This window comes from Streptomyces liliiviolaceus (assembly GCF_018070025.1).
Taxonomy (GTDB): Bacteria; Actinomycetota; Actinomycetes; order Streptomycetales; family Streptomycetaceae; genus Streptomyces; species Streptomyces liliiviolaceus.
Map to the genome: position 1 here is coordinate 2268715 of NZ_JAGPYQ010000001.1, position 18286 is coordinate 2287000.

An 18286-nucleotide genomic window follows, 5' to 3' on the forward strand; every position below is an offset into this window, starting at 1 on the left:
CACGCCGGTGCACGCGGGCGTGCGCCACAACGGGCGACCCTGCCGCGCGGCTGACCGCGCCCCGGCACCCTCCCGGGTTTCGCTGAGCACATGGCCCGTATCCGCAGGAGAACCGCCGCCGCGCAGCCCACCGCCCTCGTCGCCCTCGCCACCCTCTTCGCCGTGCTGTCCGGGCCGGGGGCCACCGCCGCCACAGCCCCGCCCCCGCCCGCGCCCGGCGCGCCCCGCACTCCCAGCGCGCCCCGCGCCCCCGCACCGCAGAGCGAACTCGTCCCCGGCGTGCACCCGGGCCCGTACCAGCCCTGGCAGGTGGACACCCCCGACCAGGTGCTCGCCCCGCAGGTCTACACCCCCTCCGCCGCGGAGGACGCCGTCGAGCCGCCGCGCGCCGCCGAGGGGAGCGACGCGCTGATCGAGTACGTACCGCTGAGCGAGGCCGTCGCGCGGGAGGCCGGGGTGACGGCGTGCAGCCGGCGGACCGGGCCCCACCAGCGGCAGGTCGAACGGTGGCTGCGGCTCAAGGAGGACGGGAAGCAGTCGGCGGCGGACTGCCGGGCCGTGCGGGCCTTCCAGAGCAAGCAGGGCATCCGGCCCGACAGCGGTTTCGCCGGGCCCGTGACCTGGGGCCGGATGCGGCTCCTGTCCGCCGCGAAGGCGCCGAACGCGGCCGGGAGATGCCCCGTACGGGCCGGTCGCGTCGCCTGTGTCGACCTCCGTCGGCAACTGGTCTGGGTGCAGAAGGGGAAGCGGGTGGTGTTCGGGCCCGTGCCGGTCCGTACCGGCAAGGCCGGATACCGGACCAGGACCGGCTGGTTCAAGGTCTACTGGAAGCACAAGAACCACTGGTCGACGCTGTACAACACCCCCATGCCGTACAGCCAGTTCTTCAGCGGCGGCCAGGCCTTCCACGCCATCTACGGCAGCGTGTACAGCCCGCCCGGATCGCGGGGCTGCGTCAACATGCGGCTCGCCGACGCCCGCACCCTGTGGAGCAGGCTCTCCACGGGCGACCGCGTGTACGTGTGGGGCCGCAAGCCCGGCACCTGAGACCGGCACACGGGAAGCGGTGGCCGGGACCCGGTACCCGGGACGAGGCAGTCGGGACCCGGCACCCGAGAGTGGTGTCGGACCCCTCTGAGACACTGGTCGGCGATGACTGAGACAGCACCCGCGCGTGCCCGCGCCGAGATCGACCTGGCCGCCCTGCGGGCCAATGTGCGGACCCTGCGCGCCCAGGCGCCGGCCGCCGCCCTCATGGCGGTGGTCAAGTCCGACGCGTACGGACACGGGGCCGTGCCGTGCGCCCGCGCGGCCCTGGACGCCGGAGCGACCTGGCTGGGCACGGCCACCCCGAAGGAAGCCCTCGCCCTGCGCGCGGCCGGGCTCCAGGGGCGGATCATGTGCTGGCTGTGGACGCCGGGCGGGCCCTGGCGGGAGGCCGTCGAGGCCGACCTGGACCTGGGGATCAGCGGGTTGTGGGCCCTGCGCGAGGCCGCGGAGGCCGCGCGGGCCGCGGGCCGTACCGCCCGCGTACAGCTCAAGGCCGACACCGGTCTCGGGCGCAACGGCTGCCAGCCCGCCGACTGGGCCGAACTGGTCGCCGAGGCGCGGCGGGCCGAGACCGAGGGACTGGTCACCGTCACCGGCCTGTGGTCGCACTTCGCCTGCGCCGACGAACCGGGGCACCCCTCCATCCAGGCCCAGCTCACCCTCTTCCGCGAGATGCTGGCCCAGGCGGAGGGAGCCGGGCTGCGCCCGGAGGTGCGGCACATCGCCAACTCGCCCGCCACGCTCACGCTTCCCGAGTCCCACTTCGATCTCGTACGGACCGGGATCGCCACGTACGGCATCTCGCCCAGCCCCGAACTGGGCACCTCCGGCGACCTCGGGCTGCGGCCCGTGATGACGCTCTGGGCCTCGCTCGCGCTGGTGAAGCACGTGCCCGCGGGCCACGGCGTCAGTTACGGACACCACTACGTCACCGCAGGCGACACGACCCTCGGCCTCGTGCCCGTCGGGTACGCGGACGGCATCCCGCGGCACGCCTCCGGCACCGGGCCCGTCCTGGTGGGGGGCAAGTGGCGGACGGTCGCGGGACGGGTCGCGATGGACCAGTTCGCGGTCGACCTCGGCGGCGACGAGCCGCCGGTCGGCGAGCGGGCCGTCCTCTTCGGGCCCGGCGACCACGGCGAGCCGACCGCCGAGGACTGGGCCCGCGCCGCGGGCACGATCGCGTACGAGATCGTCACCCGCATCGGAACCCGCGTACCGCGCGTCTACGTGAACGAGTAACGAGCGGGGTATCCGCATGAGTGCGCCCATGAGTGCGGAGCACGGCACTGCACGGCACCCGTAAGAAGACGAGGACGAGGAAGAGGAGCGGTTCGTGAGCGAGAGCAGCGCGGAGGCAGCGGTGGAAGCGGCCACGGCCGCGGCCTCGGCACTCTCCGCGACGGGGCCCGCGAACTGGCGCAGGGCAGGCATCGCCGGCGCCGCGATAGGCGTGGTCGCCGCGGGCGCGGCGGCCGGAGTCGCCATAGAGCGGCTCACGGTCGGCCGCGGCATGCGCAGGAAGGCGCGGCTCGCCCTCGACTCGACCGGTCCGTACGGGGCGCTGCGCGGCACACCGGGCAAGGCCGCCGCGGACGACGGCACCGAGCTGTACTACGAGGTCGACGAGGTGGGCACCGACACCGCGCTGGCCCCGCGCCGCCGCCGGCTCTTCGGCCGCAAGGCGCCCGCCCCGGTCACCGTCGTCTTCAGCCACGGCTACTGCCTCAGCCAGGACTCCTGGCACTTCCAGCGGGCCGCGCTGCGCGGGGTCGTCCGGACCGTCCACTGGGACCAGCGCAGCCACGGCCGCTCCGGGCGGGGCGTGGCCCAGGTCCGGGACGACGAGCCGGTCACCATCGACCAGCTGGGCCGGGACCTGAAGGCCGTCATCGACGCGGCGGCGCCCGAGGGCCCGCTCGTGCTCGTCGGCCACTCGATGGGCGGCATGACGATGATGGCCCTGGCCGACCAGTACCCCGGCCTGATCCGCGACCGCGTCGTCGGCGTGGCGCTCGTCGGTACGTCGTCCGGGCGGCTCGGCGAGGTCAACTTCGGGCTGCCCGTCGCGGGCGTCAACGCGGTGCGGCGGATCCTGCCCGGAGTGCTGAAGGCGCTCGGGCAGCGGGCCGAACTGGTGGAGCGTGGACGGCGGGCCACCGCGGATCTGTTCGCGGGGATCATCAAGCGGTACTCGTTCGCGTCCCGTGACGTCGACCCGGCGGTCGCGCGGTTCGCGGAGCGGCTGATCGAGGCCACGCCCATCGACGTGGTCGCCGAGTTCTACCCGGCCTTCACCGACCACGACAAGACCGAGGCACTCGCGTACTTCGCCGAACTGCCCGTGCTCGTACTGGCCGGGGTCAAGGACCTCGTGACGCCGAGCGAGCACAGCGAGTCCATCGCCGACCTGTTGCCGGACGCCGAGCTGGTGCTCGTGCCGGACGCCGGACACCTCGTGATGCTGGAGCATCCGGAGGTCGTCATAGACCGGCTCGCCGACCTGCTCACCCGCGTCGGCGCCGTGCCCGCAGGGGCTACCGTTGGTGGCTATGGAAGCACCAGCAGCACCGCGCAACCCGGCTGACCCCGGTGGCGTGACCGCGGAGATCGTCGTCAACTCGCCCGAGCAGATGAAGGAGTTGGGCCGCAGACTCGCCAAGCTCCTGCGGGCCGGCGATCTCGTGATGCTCACCGGCGAACTGGGCGCGGGCAAGACCACGCTGACCCGCGGGCTCGGGGAAGGGCTCGGGGTCCGGGGCGCGGTCACCTCGCCGACGTTCGTGATCGCCCGGGTGCACCCCTCGCTCGCCGGCGGGCCGCCGCTCGTCCACGTCGACGCGTACCGCCTGGGCGGCGGGCTCGACGAGATGGAGGACCTCGACCTCGACGTGTCGCTGTCCGACTCCGTGATCGTCGTGGAGTGGGGCGAGGGGAAGGTCGAGGAGCTGACGGACGACCGGCTGCAACTGCTGATCCACCGGGCCGTCGGGGACACGACGGACGAGGTGCGGCATGTCGCCGTGACCGGGGTGGGGGAGCGGTGGGGGTCGGTCGATCTGGGTGTGCTCTCCGCCTGAGGCGCTGACGCTCCGGGGCCCTGGGGCGGGGGTCGGTTTGTACGTTCGCCCCAACATTCCGACAGGGCGTCGGGAAGATGTTGCGGCGGGGGGCTTCGGCGTGTTCACATGGGCGGAGGAGTTGGTTAGGTCTACCTAACCACGTCTGCTGCCGGAGCTCTTCAGGAGGCCGCGATGTCTGCGTCTGCGTCGGAACGTGTTCCTTCCGGGGGCGGTGGGGGCTCGGTGTCGGTGGGGGAGTTGTTGGCGGTGGGTGGGTTTGTGCGGGCTGTGTCCGTGCCGCCGCCACCGCCGCCTGCGGCGGGCTCTGTGTCTGGGCCTGTGCCGGTGCCTGCGGTGGCTGGGCGGGATGGGTGGCGGGCGGCCTAGGGTCGTTCGCGGGTGCGGGTCGGTGGGGGCTGGTCGCGCAGTTCCCCGCGCCCCTGAAGGGGCTGCGCCCCTCCAAAGGCAAAGATTGCGCCGTTCCCCGCGCCCCTTGGGGGCTGCGCCCCCGAAAAGACTGCGCCGTTCCCCGCGCCCCTGTCTGGGCTTGGGCGGGTGGGTGGGTATGCGGGTGGGTTGAGTCGGTTACTTGATTACCGTGACCCTCGTGCCGATCGTGGCGAAGTCCCACATCGCCGCGCCGGCGCCCCGTGGCTCGCGGATCGCGCCCAGTTTTCGTGCGGGGTCGGGGGGTGTCACCGAGCCGTCCACCGCCGCGCTGAAGCCGATCGCGATGCCGTCCAGGCTGGCGAAGCGGACCACGTGTTCGACGGCCACACCGTCGGAGCCGACGATCGTCCCGGAGCGTGACGTGACGACGTACCGGGCGGGCAGCGGATCGACCGTACCGGGGCTGACCCGGAACGTGAGCCTGACCTTGTCGCCCTCGTCGACCAGCCACACCCGGTCGTCGTCCAGCGAGTACACGACCCGCTGACCGGTGCCGGAACTGGCGGGCAGGGCCGTCGGGTGGTTCTTGTCCCGAGGGGCCTTCGACGCCGTGGCCGGCGAGGACTCGGCGGCCCGCGAGGCGGACAGGTCGGCCGGCGCGTACGCCGAAGCCTGGTAGGTGAGGAAGCCGATCACGGCGAGCGCCACCGCGGTGAGCGCGGCCACGAATCCCGAGCTGCTCCGAATCACCTGGGTGCCCACCTCTCGTACGATCTCTGATCTTCGATCTTGTACGGTATTTGTCCGTGTTGTGACGGTGTGACGTTAGCAGCAGCCACCCGCCGGATTGAGGCGGCCGTGCGCCGGGTCCGGGCGCCGTAGGCTGTTCGCGTGCTCTTGCTCGCTCTGGATACCGCCACCCCCGCCGTCACCGCCGCGCTGCACGACGGCACGTCCGTCGTCGCCGCCCACAGCCAGGTGGACGCGCGTCGGCACGGGGAACTGCTCCTGCCGGCCGTCGACCGGGTGCTCACCGAGGCCGGGCTGCGGCTCGATGCCGTCACGGGCGTCGTCGTCGGCGTGGGCCCCGGCCCGTACACCGGGCTCAGAGTCGGTCTGATGACCGCCGACACGTTCGGGCTCGCGCTCGGCGTGCCCGTGTACGGACTGTGCACGCTCGACGGCCTCGCGTACGCCGCCGGCGGTGAGGCGGGGATCGAGGGACCCTTCGTCGTCGCCACCGACGCCCGCCGCAAAGAGGTCTACTGGGCCCGCTACGCCGACTCCCGTACGCGGCTCACCGAACCCGCCGTGGACCGGCCCGGGGAGCTCGACATCGGCGGACTGCCCGCCGTGGGCGCGGGCGCGCTGCTCTACCCCGACACCTTCCCGGACGCCCGCGAACCCGAGCACGTGTCGGCGGCCTCGCTCGCCTCCCTGGCAGCCGAGCGGCTGGCGGCCGGCGAGGAGCTGGAAGCGCCCCGGCCGCTCTATCTGCGCCGGCCCGATGCCCAGGTGCCCAAGAACTACAAGGTGGTCACCCCCAAGTGACGACCGCGGTGCTGCGTGAGATGCGCTGGTGGGACATCGAGCCCGTACTGGAGCTGGAGAAGGACCTCTTCCCCGAGGACGCCTGGTCGCGGGGCATGTTCTGGTCCGACCTGGCCCACGCGCGAGGCCCCGAGGCGACCCGGCGGTACGTCGTGGCGGAGGACGGCGGGGCGATCGTCGGCTACGGCGGTCTGGCCGCCGCCGGTGACGCCGGCGACGTACAGACCATCGCCGTCGCCCGCGAGCACTGGGGCACCGGGCTCGGCGCGCTGATCCTGACCGAACTGCTGCGGGCCGCGACCGCCTTCGAGTGCACCGAGGTGCTGCTCGAATGCCGGGTCGACAACATCCGCGCCCAGAAGCTCTACGAGCGCTTCGGCTTCGAGGCGATCGGCTTCCGGCGCGGCTACTACCAGCCGGGGAACGTGGACGCTCTCGTGATGCGCCTCAACGACCCGTCAACTTCCGTACAAGGAACCGAGATCAATGGCTGACGAACCTCTCGTCCTCGGCATCGAGACCTCCTGCGACGAGACCGGCGTCGGCATCGTCCGCGGTACGACCCTCCTCGCGGACGCGATCGCCTCCAGCGTCGACGAGCACGCGCGCTTCGGCGGCGTCGTGCCCGAGGTCGCCTCCCGGGCGCACCTGGAGGCGATGGTGCCGACCATCGAGCGGGCGCTGAAGGAGGCCGGGGTCAGCGCGCGCGACCTCGACGGCATCTCCGTCACCGCCGGGCCCGGACTCGCGGGCGCGCTGCTCGTCGGGGTCTCGGCGGCGAAGGCGTACGCGTACGCGCTGGGGAAGCCGCTGTACGGGGTGAACCATCTGGCGTCCCACATCTGTGTGGACCAGCTGGAGCACGGGCCGCTGCCCGAGCCGACGATGGCCCTCCTCGTCTCCGGCGGCCACTCCTCGCTGCTGCTGTCCTCGGACATCACCAGTGACGTACGGCCGATGGGCGCGACGATCGACGACGCGGCGGGCGAGGCGTTCGACAAGATCGCCCGGGTTCTGAATCTCGGGTTCCCGGGCGGGCCCGTCATCGACCGGTACGCGAAGGAGGGCGACCCGCGTGCCATTGCCTTCCCGCGCGGGCTCACCGGGCCGCGCGACGCCGCGTACGACTTCTCCTTCTCCGGGCTGAAGACCGCCGTGGCCCGGTGGATCGAGGCGAAGCGGGCGGCCGGCGAGGACGTGCCCGTGCGGGACGTGTCCGCGTCCTTCCAGGAGGCCGTGGTGGACGTGCTGACCCGCAAGGCCGTACGGGCCTGCCGTGACGAGGGCGTCGACCATCTGATGATCGGTGGCGGCGTCGCGGCCAACTCGCGGCTGCGGGCGCTCGCGCAGGAGCGGTGCGAGGCCGCGGGGATCACGTTGCGGGTGCCGCGGCCGAAGCTGTGCACGGACAACGGGGCGATGGTCGCTGCGCTGGGCGCGGAGATGGTGGCTCGGGGGCGGGCCGCCTCCGACTGGGATCTGTCGGCGGACTCGTCGTTGCCCGTGACCGATCCGCATGTTCCGGGGCGTTCCCATGCGCAGGGGCACGCGGACGGGCACTCACACTCTCACTCACACTCGCACGATCATGTGCATGAGGTCAGCAAGGGCAATCTGTACTCATGAGCGTCGCGTTGATGTGGGAGGCGCGGGCCGCCGAGGGGCGGGGGGAGGAACTGCTCGCGTGGGTGCGGGAGCAGGACCTCCCGGCGCGGCCCCTGCGGCGGGAGGTCCTGCGGGCTCCGGGGGAGCGGGTGCTTGTCATCACGTGGTGGGATGCCGCGTATGACGACTCGCTCCCTGAGCTTCCGGAGCCGGCTGGGGGGTTGGTTGCTCGGGCCGTTCATCGGTGGCGGTTCGAGTCCGTCGAGGGGTAGGGGGTGCCTTCGGGGGGTGTTCGTCGGGTGCGGGTCCGGTGGGGGCTGGTCGCGCAGTTCCCCGCGCCCCTGAAGGGGCTGCGCCCCTTAGGCGGTCGTTGTCCTGCATGTCAGTTGGCGGGATGCGGGGAGGTGGCGTTCCTCGCCCGTCAGGGTCAGGTGCGTTGTGTGGACCACGTCCGTGCTGGACCTGGAAACCCGGAGTTCCAGGGCGCCCGGTTCCACGATGCGGCGGCCCGTTCGGTCCGTGAACGCCGACAGGTCCGGGTGGAAGTGGAACGTGATCCGGCGGGCCTCTCCCGGGGTCAGGGTCAGGCGGTGGTAGCCGATCAGGCGTACGTCGGGGCGGGTCACGGACGCCACCGGGTCGTGCAGGTACAGCTGGACCACCTCCGTCCCCTCCCGCGCGCCCGTGTTGCGGACCGTGACCGAGACGTCGTGCCCCTCGTCCGTGGTCGTCCGCGCGTGCGCGTCGGCCGTGTCCTCCCACGTGAAGTCCGTGTAGCCCAGGCCGTGGCCGAAGGGGTGGAGCGGGGTCGGGTCCAGGTTGCTGACCTCGCCCGCCAGGCCCAGCGGGGGCTGGAGGTAGGTCCACGGCTGGCCGCCGGGGGTCTGCGGGACGCTGACCGGGAGCCTGCCCGACGGGTTCACGCGGCCCGACAGGACGCCCGCCACCGCCGGGCCGCCCTCCTCGCCCGGGAAGAACGCCTGGACCGTGGCGGCCAGCCGGTCGTGCCAGCGGCCCAGCGCGTACGGCCGGCCGGTGAGCAGGACCAGCACGACGGGGGTGTCCGCGGCGGTCAGCGCGTCCAGCAACTGGGCCTGTACGCCCGGTAGTTGCAGGTCCGCCACGTCGCAGCCCTCGCCCGACGTGCCCCGGCCGAAGAGGCCCGCCCGGTCGCCGAGCACCGCCACGCAGACGTCCGCTTCCGTGGAGCGTGCGACGGCCTCCTCGAAGCCGGACGTGTCCGGGTCGGTCGTGTCGCAGCCCTCGGTGAACGTGATCTTCGCGTCGGGGAGTTCCGTGCGCAGGGACTCCAGGAGCGTGGGGATCTCGACGCCCATCGGCAGGGCCGGGTGGTTGACGCCCACATGGGACGGGAACGAGTAGCAGCCCAGCATCGCCAGGGCGTCCGCCGCCCGCGGGCCCACCACGGAGATACGGGTGTCGGGGGCCAGCGGCAGCAGGCCCTGCGGGTTGGAGAGCAGGACCACGGATTCCTCCGCAAGGCGGCGGGCCAGGACGCGGTTGGCCGTCGAGTCGAGGTCGACGGGGCCGGTGGGCTCCGGGGTCCAGGTCTCGTCCAGCAGGCCCAGCTCGCACTTCTGGCGGAGCACCCGCGCCGCCGCCCGGTCCACCAGGGACTCGGGGATGTCCCCGGCCCGTACCGCTTCGACCAGCGGGTCGCCGTTGCAGTGGACCGTCGGCAGTTCGACGTCCACGCCCGCCGCGAGGGCCGCGCGGGCGGCCTCGGCCTCGGTGCCCGCCACCCGGTGCAGGGTCTTGAGGAAGCCGACGCCGAAGTAGTCGCTGACGACCGTGCCGGTGAAACCCCACTGCTCACGCAGGAGTTCGGTCAGCAGATACGGGTCCGCGGTCGCGGGCACGCCGTCCGTGTCCGTGTACGCGGCCATCACCGAACGGGCCCCGCCCTCGCGCAGCGCGAACTCGAACGGCGGCAGCGTGATGTCGGCGAACTCGCGCACCCCGGCCCGTACGGGAGCGAGGTTGCGGGCGCCCGCCGAGGACGCGTACCCCGCGAAGTGCTTGAGCGTGGCGACGATTCCCGCGGACTCAAGCCCGCGCACATAGGCCGCGCCGATCGTGCCGACGAGGTACGGGTCCTCGCCGATCGTCTCCTCGACCCTGCCCCAGCGCGGATCCCGTACGACGTCCAGGACCGGGGCGAGGCCCTGGTGGACGCCGACGGAGGCGAGGTCCCGGCCGATGCGGTGGGCCATCTCCTCGACCAGCGCCGCGTCGAACGAGGCGCCCCAGGCCAGCGGCACCGGATAGGCGGTCGCGCCCCAGGCCGTGAAGCCCGCCAGGCACTCCTCGTGGGCGACGGCCGGGATGCCGAAGCGGCCCGCCTCGCTGATCCGGCGCTGGGCGCGGGCCAGTGCCTGCGCGCCCAGCGCGGGGTCCACGGGGGCCGTACCGAACGAGCGGGTGAGCTGGCCCAGACCGCGGGTGATCAGCTCGTCCCAGTCGAAGTCCGAGGTCATCTCGTCCTGGTGCGGGGCGACTCCGTCGCCGTCCGTGGCGGCTCCCACCCACACGCCGTACAGCTGGGCGGTCTTCTCCTCCAGGGTCATCCGGGCGAGCAGGTCGTCGACCCGGGCCTCGGCGGGCAGCGCGGGATCACGCCACGGGGCGTTGGTCATGGAACTCCTGTCAGAGTCGAGTGGGTTCACTTTCCGCCCACACCCATCAGGCCGCCGACCAGCGCGCGGCGGGCCACCAGGTAGACGGCGAAGATCGGGACGCCGGAGAGGACGACCGAGGCCAGCAGGGCGGGGATGTTGACGCCGAACTGGCTGACGTAGTTGAAGAGGCCGAGCGTCAGGACGCGCGGCTCGTCGGACTGGGTGAAGATCAGCGGGAAGAGGAAGCCGTTCCACGCCTGCAGCGCCGCGTAGATGACGACCGTGCTGATACCGCCCTTGGCCATCGGGACCGCCAGCTGGAACAGCATCCGCTGCGGTGAGGCGCCGTCCAGGGCCATCGCCTCGTACAGCTCCTCCGAGACGTCCCGCAGGGTGCCCACGAGGACGAGGACGGAGACCGGCATCGCGAACGCCGCCGTCGGCAGGATGACCGCGAGCAGACTGTCGTACAGGTCGAGCTTGGCGATCAGGAGGTAGAGGGGGACCACGACCGCCTGGGCCGGGATCGCGACCCCGAGCAGGAACAGCCGGAAGGCCAGGCCCGACCAGCGGTCGCGGGTGCGGACGGCGACGTACGCGAGCGGGACCGAGAGGCCGAGGACGATGGCCACGACCGCGACGGCCACGATCGCCGTGTTGGCCAGCAGATGCCCGAAGCCGCTGTTCAGCACGGTGTTGTAGTTGTCGAGCGTCGGACTCGTGGGCGGGGTCAGCGGGTTGCCGGTGAGGGCCTTGTCCTGGCTGGTGAGCGAGGCCGACAGCATCGCGTAGATCGGAACGATGACGATCGCCAGCCAGACCACCGCGCCCAGCCCGGCGACGGGGTTGGCGCGCTTCGTCCAGTGCCGGCGGCGGGGCGTGGGCGCTCGCGTGTCGTGCTTCTCGGTCCGCACGGGACGCGGACGCGGCAAGGTGTCGTGTGACACTCCGTCACATCCCTTCGCGGGTACTGCGCATGCCGCCGAAGCCGGTCAGCCGCACGAGGATCAGGGACAGGCCGGTGGCGACCAGCACCAGGAAGGACGCGATGGCGCTCGCGTAACCGAAGTCGTAGCTCTTGAAGCCCGCCTCGTACATCAGGTACGGCAGGATCGCGGTGTCGGTGCCCGGGCCGCCCTTGGTGAGGATCAGCACGGTCTCGAAGTACGTGAGAGAGCCGACGACCATCAGGACCGTGGACGTGGTGATCGTGTGGCGGAGCTGCGGCAGCGTGATCGAGAAGAACTGGCGGTAGCGGCCCGCCCCGTCGATCGCCGCTGCCTGGTAGAGCACTTCGGGTATCTGCCGGGCGCCGCCCTGGTAGATCAGCGTGTGGAAGGGGATGAACTGCCAGCCGCCGACGAAGACGATCGCCAGGAACGCGCCGCCGGAGGAGCCGAGGATGTTCTCCCGGATGATCCCGAAGTTCGGGTCGAGCAGGGCGTAGAAGAGCAGCGCGATCGCCGTCGAGGACAGCAGGAACGGGACGAAGAAGATCGCGGACAGCACCGCCCGGTTGCGCTGGCGGCCCGCGGCCCAGACGCCGAGCAGCAGCGCGATCACCGTCTGGAAGACCCAGCTGGCCGCCGTCAGCAGGACCGTGAGCCACAGGGACTGGATCATCCGGTCGTCGTCGATCAGCTTCCGCCAGTTGTCGAGGCCGACGGGTGTCGGATCGCCCAGGCCGTCCCAGCTGGTGAAGGAGAGATAGAAGGCGAGTCCCATCGGGACCACGGCGAAGAACGCGAAGAACAGCACACCGGGCAGTGCCCAGACGGCGTGCGGCCGGCCGGCCGTGGCGGCCCCGGACCGCTTTCGCGGCCCTTGGGGCACCTCGGGCCGGCCGCGCTCGGCGACCGGGCTTCCCACCGGGGCCTTGGTGGGGGTGGGTGCGCTCACTTCAGCTCCTTGAGCGCCGACACGAACGCGCTCGGTGAGGACTTCCCGACGAACAGCTTGTTGATCTCGGTGAGCATCGGGGTCGCGATGTCCGCGTCGACCGCTTGGTCCCAGGAGAGCGTGAACGCCGGCGCCTTCTCGACCATCTCGTACTGGAACTTCGCGAACTCCGGGTTGGGCGAGGCGTCGAGCAGCTTCGCCGCGTTGGAGGTCGTCGGGATGTCACCGTTGGCGACCAGCGCCTTCGCGTACGTCTCGGAGGCGCAGTCCTTCAGGAAGGCGATCGCCGCGTCCTTGTTGCCCGCACGCGCGTTGACCGACCAGTAGTTGGTGGGGTTGCCGACGACGTTGCGGATGTCGCCGGTGCCGCCCTCGACCGTCGGGAACGGACACCAGCCCAGGTCGTTCTTCGCGAAGGACGGGAACTTGCCGAGCTGCGTCGAGTACTCCCACGAACCCATCAGGTGCATCGCCGCCTTGCCCTTGGCGAAGACCGCGGGAGCGCCGCCGTTGACGTACGACACCGAGCTGAACTTCGACCCGAACGCGCCGTCGTCGATGAGTTCCTTCACCCGCTCCGCGGCCTTGAGGACGGCCGGATCGCCCCACGCGGAGGCGTCGCCGCCCTGGATCTTCGCGAAGACCTCCGGGCCGCCGATCCGGTCGACCAGGTACTCCAGCCACATCAGCTCGGTCCAGGTGTCCGCCCCGCCGAGCGCGAACGGCGTGATCTTCGCGGCCTTCAGCTTGGCGTTGACGTCCTTCAGCTCCGCCCAGGTGGTGGGTGGCTGGAGCTTGTGCTCGGCGAAGACCGACTTGTTGTAGAAGAGGATCACCGGCTGCATGCCGCGCATCGGTATCCCGTAGTTGCGGCCGCCGAGCGCGCCCGCCGCGAGCACCGCGGGCAGGAACCCCGACTTCAGGACCGGGTCGCCCGCGATGGTGTCGGTCAGGTCGACGAGCTGCTTCGCCTCCTGGTAGGCCCTGATCGAGCCGCCGCCCCAGTTGAAGAAGACGTCCGGGGCGCTCGGGGAACCCATCGCCGTACGGAGCTTGGAGGTGTAGTCCGCGCCCGGGACCTTGACCAGCTTCACCGTGCCCTTGGCCGACTTGCTCGCGGCGGACTTGTTGAAGCGTTCCACGGCCGTCTGCTGGACCTTGACCGCGTCGTCCCCGTACACGAAGGCGTCGATCGTGCCGCCGCCTCCGCCGGGGCCGTCGTCGGAGCCGCAGGCGGTGAGGCCGGTGGTGAGCAGGGTGGTGGCACCGGCGCCCAGGACCCAGCGCCTGCTGAACGCGCGCCCGCCGAGGCTGCCTCCCGCGCTTCCGCCCGGGCCCGCGCCCGTGGGCCGCCCGCCGTTGGACCGCCCGTTGATCGACTCCATGACAGCACCTCTTCTTGTCCGGCTCGTCCGCTCACCAGCGCGCTCGCGGCACGCATACGCATCGAACATGCGCGAATGTTTCGGGTGGTACTTCGAATGTTCCGGGAACGTATGGCGGTCGAAGGTCTTCGTCAAGAGGTTGCGCAGGGATACGATCCCGTTCATGACTCGCCCGAATCCCGCCGTAGCCCAGTCAGCGACGCTCGCCGAGATCGCCCGCGAGGCGGGAGTCTCGGCCCCGACTGTTTCGAAGGTGCTCAACGGCCGCGCCGATGTGGCCCCCTCGACCCGCACCCGGGTCGAGGAACTGCTGCGCAACCACGGCTACCGGCGCCGCCGGGCCGAGGCGTCCCGGTCGCCGCTCATCGACCTCGTCTTCCACGAACTGGAGAGCGCGTGGGCGATGGAGGTCATCCGGGGCGTGGAGAACGTGGCGCGGGACGAGGGGCTGAGCGTCGTCCTGTCCGAGAGCGCGGGGCGGCTCACCCCCGGGCGCACCTGGGCCGACCAGGTCGCCGCCCGCCGCCCGCACGGTGTCGTGCTCGTCCTCAACGGGCTCGACGAGTCCCAGCGGGCGCTGCTGACCAGCCGGTCCATCCCGTTCGTGGTGGTCGACCCGGCCGGCGACCCCGGCGACGACGTGCCCTCGGTGGGCGCCACCAACTGGCAGGGCGGGCTCGCCGCGACCCGGCATCTGGCCGACCTCGGCCACCGCCGCATCGGCGTGATCAGCGGGCCCTCGCGGATGATGTGCAGCCGGGCCCGGCTCGACGGGTACCGGGCGGCGCTCGACACGGCCGGGCTGCCCGTCGACCCGGCGCTCGTGCGCACCGGCGACTTCCACCACGACAGCGGCTACCGCGCCGGGCTCGAACTGCTGAAGCTCCCCGACCGCCCCACGGCCGTCTTCGCGGGCAACGACCTCCAGGCCCTCGGCCTGTACGAGGCCGCCCGCGAACTGGGCCTGCGGGTACCGGAGGACCTCAGCATCGTCGGCTTCGACGACCTGCCGGTGGCCCGCTGGGTCGGCCCGCCGCTCACCACCGTGCGCCAGCCGCTCACGGAGATGGCCGAGGCGGCGGCCCGGCTCGTCCTGGACCTCGGCCGCTCGGAGCGCCCCTCGACCGCCACGAGGGTGGAGCTGGCGACGAGTCTGGTGGTCAGGAGCAGTACGGCGCCGCCGTCGGCGTGATCGATGCCACGGTCGTGCCGCGGTTCGCCGTGAGCGGTATCGGCGCGTCGAAAGTTTCGAAGACTTTCCAGGTCCCGGCTGCCCCGGGGCGGGCGGCGTCTGAGAAAACTCAACGAAACCTGAGAGTTTCCGAAGGAAAGCCGGGAAGTGGTTCCTTGTTGGAATAATTCGGACTTATGTTCTTCCTGTGAGCGGGAGCGTGGGCGTGAGCGGAGAAGACGGGTCCGGGGGCGAGGACGCCGCGATACCCGACGGCGGGGGTGACGGTGGCGTGGGCGTGGGTGACGCCGGCGGCGCCGGGGGACGGTCGTGGTGGTCCGGCCGGTCACGGCTGTTCAAGGTGGCGGGCATCGCCCTCAGCTGCGTACTCGTCGCCTCCGTGGCCGGGGCCGCGTGGGTGTACTGGCATCTGAACCACAACATCAAGAGCGTCGACATCGACAGCGCGCTCGGCGACAACCGGCCGGCCAGGGCCGTGACGACCCCGACAGGCCCCGAGTCCGCCACCCCGCTGCCCAGCGGCGCGCTCAACATCCTGGTCCTCGGCTCGGACTCGCGCAGCGGCAAGCGCAACAAGGCGCTCGGCGGCGGCAGCAGTGAGGGCGCCCGCTCCGACACGGCGATGATCGTCCATGTCGACGAGGGCCGCTCCGAGGCGACCGTCGTGAGCATCCCGCGCGACACCCTCGTCACCCGCCCCTCCTGCCCGCTGGAGTCGGGCGGCTCGACGGCGGAGGCGTACGGCGTGATGTTCAACAGCGCGTACTCGCTCGGCGGGCCCGTCTGCGCGGTCAAGACCGTGGAGACCCTGACGAACGTCCGCATGGACCACTACATAGAGATCGACTTCTCCGGCTTCGCCGATCTGGTGGACGCGCTCGGCGGGGTCACCGTGACGACCGACGACGACATCTCCGACGAGGACAGCCACCTCGAACTGGACGCGGGCACCCACCACCTCGACGGCGCGGACGCCCTGGCCCTGGCCCGTACCCGGCACGGCATAGGCGACGGCAGCGACCTCGGCCGCATCGGCCTCCAGCAGAAACTGGTGAAGGGGCTCCTCGACCAGGTCTCCTCCAGCAACCTCCTCACCAACCCCACCCGGCTGTACAGCGTCGCCGACGCGCTCACCGGCAGCCTCACCATGGACACGGGGCTGAACTCCCTGACCGAGCTGATGAGCCTCGGCCAGAGCCTGAAGTCCCTCTCCTCCACGTACACCGAGACCGTGACGATGCCGGTGGTGCCCGCGCCCTCCAACCCCAACCGGGTGGTGGCGCAGGAGCCGGAGGCGGGGAAGCTGTGGGAGTCGCTGAAGTGACCTCCACGAAGAAAAACCGATGAAGTCCGGCGGGTGTGTCGATCCCGGTGCCGGTCGTTCGACGCATGGGTGAGAGGCGATGAGGGACGGGGACCGGCCCCGGCTCCGCGCCGAGAACTCAGGGAGTCACCATGCCGCGCTACCTGTCGATGATCCGTATCGACGAGCAGAACGCCCCCGCCGAGGGGCCGAGCGACGCGCTCATGGAGCGCATGGGCGAGCTGATCGAGGAGATGACCAAGGCCGGCGTGCTGCTGGACACCTCCGGGCTGACGCCGACCGCGCAGGGCACGCGGGTGCGCTGGGAGGGCGGCGAGCTGTCCGTCACCGACGGGCCGTTCACCGAGGCGAAGGAGGTCGTCGGCGGGTACGCGATGCTCCAGGCCAAGGACCGGGCCGAGGCGGTCGAATGGACCAAGCGGTTCCTGCAGATCCACGAGGCCCACTGGACGGTGACCTGCGAGGTGCGGGAGATCGTCGAGGGCTGAGCCCGGGCGTCCGGCCTCGGCGTCCGGCCTGCGGCCCGGGCCTGGGCTTCGGCTTCAGCCTCGGCTTCGGCTTCGGCTTCGGCTTCGGGTTTTGCCTTGGCCGTACGGGTCCGGGGGTGTCTGATGGTGGAGCGTGACGCCAGACACCCCCGCGGACACCCCCGCCCAGGACCCTGACCGCACCATCGAGACCGTCTTCCGGATGGAGTCGCCCCGCATCATCGCCGGGGTCGCACGCATCGTGCGGGACGTCGGGATCGCGGAGGAACTGGCGCAGGACGCGCTGGTCGCGGCGCTGGAGCAGTGGCCCGAGGACGGGGTGCCGGACAATCCCGGGGCCTGGCTCATGGCCACCGCCAAGCACCGGGCGATCGACCTCGTACGGCGGCGCGAGCGGTACGCCCGCAAGCTGGCGGAGATGGGGCGCGACCTGGAGACGTCCGGGCCGCGGAGCCATCTCGACGAACCCGCCGATCCCGACGACATCGACGACGACCTGCTGCGGCTCGTCTTCACCGCCTGCCACCCCGTGCTGTCCGCCGAGGCCAGGATCGCCCTCACCCTGCGGCTGCTCGGCGGGCTGACCACCGTCGAGATCGCCCGCGCCTTCCTCACGCCCGAGAAGACCCTCGCCCAGCGCATCGTGCGCGCCAAACGGACGCTCGCCGCGAAGGGCATTCCCTTCGAGGTGCCGTACGGGCCCGAACGCGAGGCCCGGCTCGGTTCCGTGCTGGAGGTCATCTACCTGATCTTCAACGAGGGGTACGCCGCCACGGCCGGGGACGACTGGCTGCGGCCCGCGCTCTGCGAGGACGCGCTGCGGCTCGCGCGGGTGCTGGCCGAGTTGATGCCCAAGGAGCCCGAAGTGCACGGGCTGGCCGCTCTGTTGGAGCTGCAGGCGTCGCGGTCGGCCGCGCGGACCGGGCCCGCGGGGGAGCCCGTGCTGCTCAAGGACCAGAGCCGGGCGCGGTGGAACCGGGTGCTCGTCCGGCGGGGGTTCGCCGCGCTGGGGCGGGCGGAGGCGGTGTCCTCGGGGGGTGGGCCGGGGCCGTACGTGCTGCAGGCCGCCATCGCCGCGTGCCATGCGCACGCGCTTACGTACGCGGAGACCGACTGGGGGCGGATCGTCACGCTCTACGGGATGCTCGCCGTGCGGGCGCCGTCGCCGGTCGTCGAACTGAACCGGGCCGTCGCCGTGTCGATGGCCGAGGGGCCGGGGGCGGCGCTGGCCCTGGTGGACGCGCTCGTGGGGGAACCGGCTCTGCGCGACTACCACTTGCTGCCGAGTGTCCGGGGGGACCTGTTGGTACGGCTCGGCCGTACGGACGAGGCGGCGCGGGAGTTCACCCGGGCGGCGGGGCTCGCCCGCAACGAGCGTGAGCGGACGTTCTTGCTGACGCGAGCGCAGGAGTGCGGTTCGCTCCGCTGAGGGGGGACCGACGATCTTACGGGTGCGACCCGGTGGGGGCTGGCCGCGCAGTTCCCCGCGCCCCTGGGGGTGGGTACCGGGCCGTCTTATGGGTGCGGCCCGGTGGGGGTCACCCGCGCAGTTCCCCGCGCCCCTAAAGACTCGGCTGCGCCCTCGCTCCCTAAGGGGCGCGGGGAACTGCGCGAGCAACCACGACGTGCCCGCACCCGTAAGACGGCCGTTCTCCCCACCCCCTGAGGGGCGCGGGGAACGGCGCGATCAGCCACGGCGTG

Annotated in this window: 17 protein-coding genes; 12 read left to right on the forward strand and 5 right to left on the reverse strand. The window is 72.0% G+C overall.

The features are described 5' to 3' along the window. The first annotated feature begins 90 nt into the window (after positions 1-90). The 4 genes from J8N05_RS10100 to tsaE all read left to right on the forward strand — a co-directional run bounded on the left by J8N05_RS10100 (position 91) and on the right by tsaE (position 4130). A complete protein-coding gene (locus J8N05_RS10100; protein WP_210882067.1) occupies positions 91-1047 on the forward strand; it encodes a L,D-transpeptidase family protein in 957 nt (318 codons plus the stop codon). Positions 1048-1152: 105 nt separating this feature from the next. Continuing rightward, positions 1153-2292 (forward strand): alanine racemase, encoded by a 1140-nt coding sequence (alr, locus tag J8N05_RS10105; RefSeq protein ID WP_210882068.1) that lies wholly within the window; start codon positions 1153-1155, stop codon positions 2290-2292. 94 nt (positions 2293-2386) lie between these two features. Then, positions 2387-3637 (forward strand): alpha/beta fold hydrolase, encoded by a 1251-nt coding sequence (locus J8N05_RS10110; protein WP_210882069.1) that lies wholly within the window; start codon positions 2387-2389, stop codon positions 3635-3637. Then, complete coding sequence (gene tsaE, locus J8N05_RS10115; RefSeq protein ID WP_210882070.1) at positions 3603-4130, forward strand: tRNA (adenosine(37)-N6)-threonylcarbamoyltransferase complex ATPase subunit type 1 TsaE; 528 nt, start codon at positions 3603-3605, stop codon at positions 4128-4130. Before J8N05_RS10110 ends, tsaE begins: the two co-directional genes overlap by 35 nt. Positions 4131-4697: 567 nt before the next feature. On the opposite strand, the gene J8N05_RS10120 is transcribed toward tsaE, so the two are convergent. Then, positions 4698-5252, reverse strand: a complete 555-nt coding sequence (locus tag J8N05_RS10120; RefSeq protein WP_210882071.1) for a hypothetical protein — start codon at positions 5250-5252, stop codon at positions 4698-4700. A 141-nt stretch (positions 5253-5393) separates the two neighbouring features. Here J8N05_RS10120 and tsaB point away from each other — a divergent pair, with 141 nt between their 5' ends. From tsaB to J8N05_RS10140, 4 genes are read left to right on the forward strand one after another with little or no spacing between them, the layout of a single operon-like run. Beyond that, on the forward strand, positions 5394-6053 hold the full coding sequence (gene tsaB / locus J8N05_RS10125; protein ID WP_210882072.1) for a tRNA (adenosine(37)-N6)-threonylcarbamoyltransferase complex dimerization subunit type 1 TsaB: 660 nt from the start codon (positions 5394-5396) through the stop codon (positions 6051-6053). A gap of 20 nt (positions 6054-6073) precedes the next feature. Further along, the gene (rimI, locus tag J8N05_RS10130) at positions 6074-6547 is read left to right on the forward strand and encodes a ribosomal protein S18-alanine N-acetyltransferase (RefSeq protein ID WP_210890110.1); all 474 of its coding nucleotides are present in this window, start codon (positions 6074-6076) and stop codon (positions 6545-6547) included. Continuing rightward, complete coding sequence (tsaD, locus tag J8N05_RS10135) at positions 6540-7679, forward strand: tRNA (adenosine(37)-N6)-threonylcarbamoyltransferase complex transferase subunit TsaD (protein WP_210882073.1); 1140 nt, start codon at positions 6540-6542, stop codon at positions 7677-7679. The genes rimI and tsaD overlap by 8 nt, the downstream gene beginning before the upstream one ends. Continuing rightward, positions 7676-7930: a hypothetical protein gene (locus tag J8N05_RS10140; protein ID WP_210882074.1), complete on the forward strand. Its 255-nt coding sequence runs from the start codon at positions 7676-7678 to the stop codon at positions 7928-7930. Before tsaD ends, J8N05_RS10140 begins: the two co-directional genes overlap by 4 nt. A gap of 87 nt (positions 7931-8017) precedes the next feature. Here the strand turns inward: J8N05_RS10140 and J8N05_RS10145 are convergent, their stop codons facing one another. From J8N05_RS10145 to J8N05_RS10160, 4 genes are all read right to left on the reverse strand, one after another. Beyond that, entirely contained in the window at positions 8018-10315 is a 2298-nt protein-coding gene (locus J8N05_RS10145) for a beta-xylosidase/alpha-l-arabinosidase (RefSeq protein ID WP_210882075.1), read from the reverse strand. A 26-nt stretch (positions 10316-10341) separates the two neighbouring features. Then, entirely contained in the window at positions 10342-11244 is a 903-nt protein-coding gene (locus J8N05_RS10150) for a carbohydrate ABC transporter permease (RefSeq protein WP_210882076.1), read from the reverse strand. A gap of 4 nt (positions 11245-11248) precedes the next feature. Then, positions 11249-12130 carry a carbohydrate ABC transporter permease gene (locus J8N05_RS10155; protein WP_210890111.1) on the reverse strand — a complete coding sequence of 294 codons (882 nt, stop codon included), beginning with the start codon at positions 12128-12130 and terminating at the stop codon, positions 11249-11251. 62 nt (positions 12131-12192) lie between these two features. Beyond that, entirely contained in the window at positions 12193-13581 is a 1389-nt protein-coding gene (locus J8N05_RS10160; RefSeq protein ID WP_210882077.1) for an ABC transporter substrate-binding protein, read from the reverse strand. A gap of 163 nt (positions 13582-13744) precedes the next feature. Here J8N05_RS10160 and J8N05_RS10165 point away from each other — a divergent pair, with 163 nt between their 5' ends. The 4 genes from J8N05_RS10165 (at position 13745) to J8N05_RS10180 (ending at position 18014) form a co-directional block, all read left to right on the forward strand. Then, complete coding sequence (locus J8N05_RS10165) at positions 13745-14773, forward strand: LacI family DNA-binding transcriptional regulator (RefSeq protein WP_210882078.1); 1029 nt, start codon at positions 13745-13747, stop codon at positions 14771-14773. Positions 14774-14978: 205 nt separating this feature from the next. Then, the gene (locus tag J8N05_RS10170; RefSeq protein ID WP_407699895.1) at positions 14979-16097 is read left to right on the forward strand and encodes an LCP family protein; all 1119 of its coding nucleotides are present in this window, start codon (positions 14979-14981) and stop codon (positions 16095-16097) included. Positions 16098-16228: 131 nt separating this feature from the next. Continuing rightward, positions 16229-16585, forward strand: coding sequence for a YciI family protein (locus tag J8N05_RS10175; RefSeq protein WP_107022241.1), 357 nt, complete (start codon positions 16229-16231; stop codon positions 16583-16585). Positions 16586-16787: 202 nt separating this feature from the next. Continuing rightward, a complete protein-coding gene (locus J8N05_RS10180) occupies positions 16788-18014 on the forward strand; it encodes an RNA polymerase sigma factor (protein ID WP_210890113.1) in 1227 nt (408 codons plus the stop codon). The last annotated feature ends 272 nt before the right edge of the window (positions 18015-18286 follow it).

Coding starts and splice junctions, on each gene's coding strand:
- J8N05_RS10165 (WP_210882078.1), top strand. CDS start 13,745: ATGACTCGCCCGAATCCCGCCGTAGCCCAGTCAGCGACGCTCGCCGAG.
- J8N05_RS10145 (WP_210882075.1), bottom strand. CDS start 10,315: ATGACCAACGCCCCGTGGCGTGATCCCGCGCTGCCCGCCGAGGCCCGG.
- J8N05_RS10160 (WP_210882077.1), bottom strand. CDS start 13,581: ATGGAGTCGATCAACGGGCGGTCCAACGGCGGGCGGCCCACGGGCGCG.
- J8N05_RS10140 (WP_210882074.1), top strand. CDS start 7,676: ATGAGCGTCGCGTTGATGTGGGAGGCGCGGGCCGCCGAGGGGCGGGGG.
- tsaD (WP_210882073.1), top strand. CDS start 6,540: ATGGCTGACGAACCTCTCGTCCTCGGCATCGAGACCTCCTGCGACGAG.
- rimI (WP_210890110.1), top strand. CDS start 6,074: ATGCGCTGGTGGGACATCGAGCCCGTACTGGAGCTGGAGAAGGACCTC.
- tsaE (WP_210882070.1), top strand. CDS start 3,603: ATGGAAGCACCAGCAGCACCGCGCAACCCGGCTGACCCCGGTGGCGTG.
- J8N05_RS10180 (WP_210890113.1), top strand. CDS start 16,788: ATGGAGTCGCCCCGCATCATCGCCGGGGTCGCACGCATCGTGCGGGAC.
- J8N05_RS10175 (WP_107022241.1), top strand. CDS start 16,229: ATGCCGCGCTACCTGTCGATGATCCGTATCGACGAGCAGAACGCCCCC.
- J8N05_RS10100 (WP_210882067.1), top strand. CDS start 91: ATGGCCCGTATCCGCAGGAGAACCGCCGCCGCGCAGCCCACCGCCCTC.
- alr (WP_210882068.1), top strand. CDS start 1,153: ATGACTGAGACAGCACCCGCGCGTGCCCGCGCCGAGATCGACCTGGCC.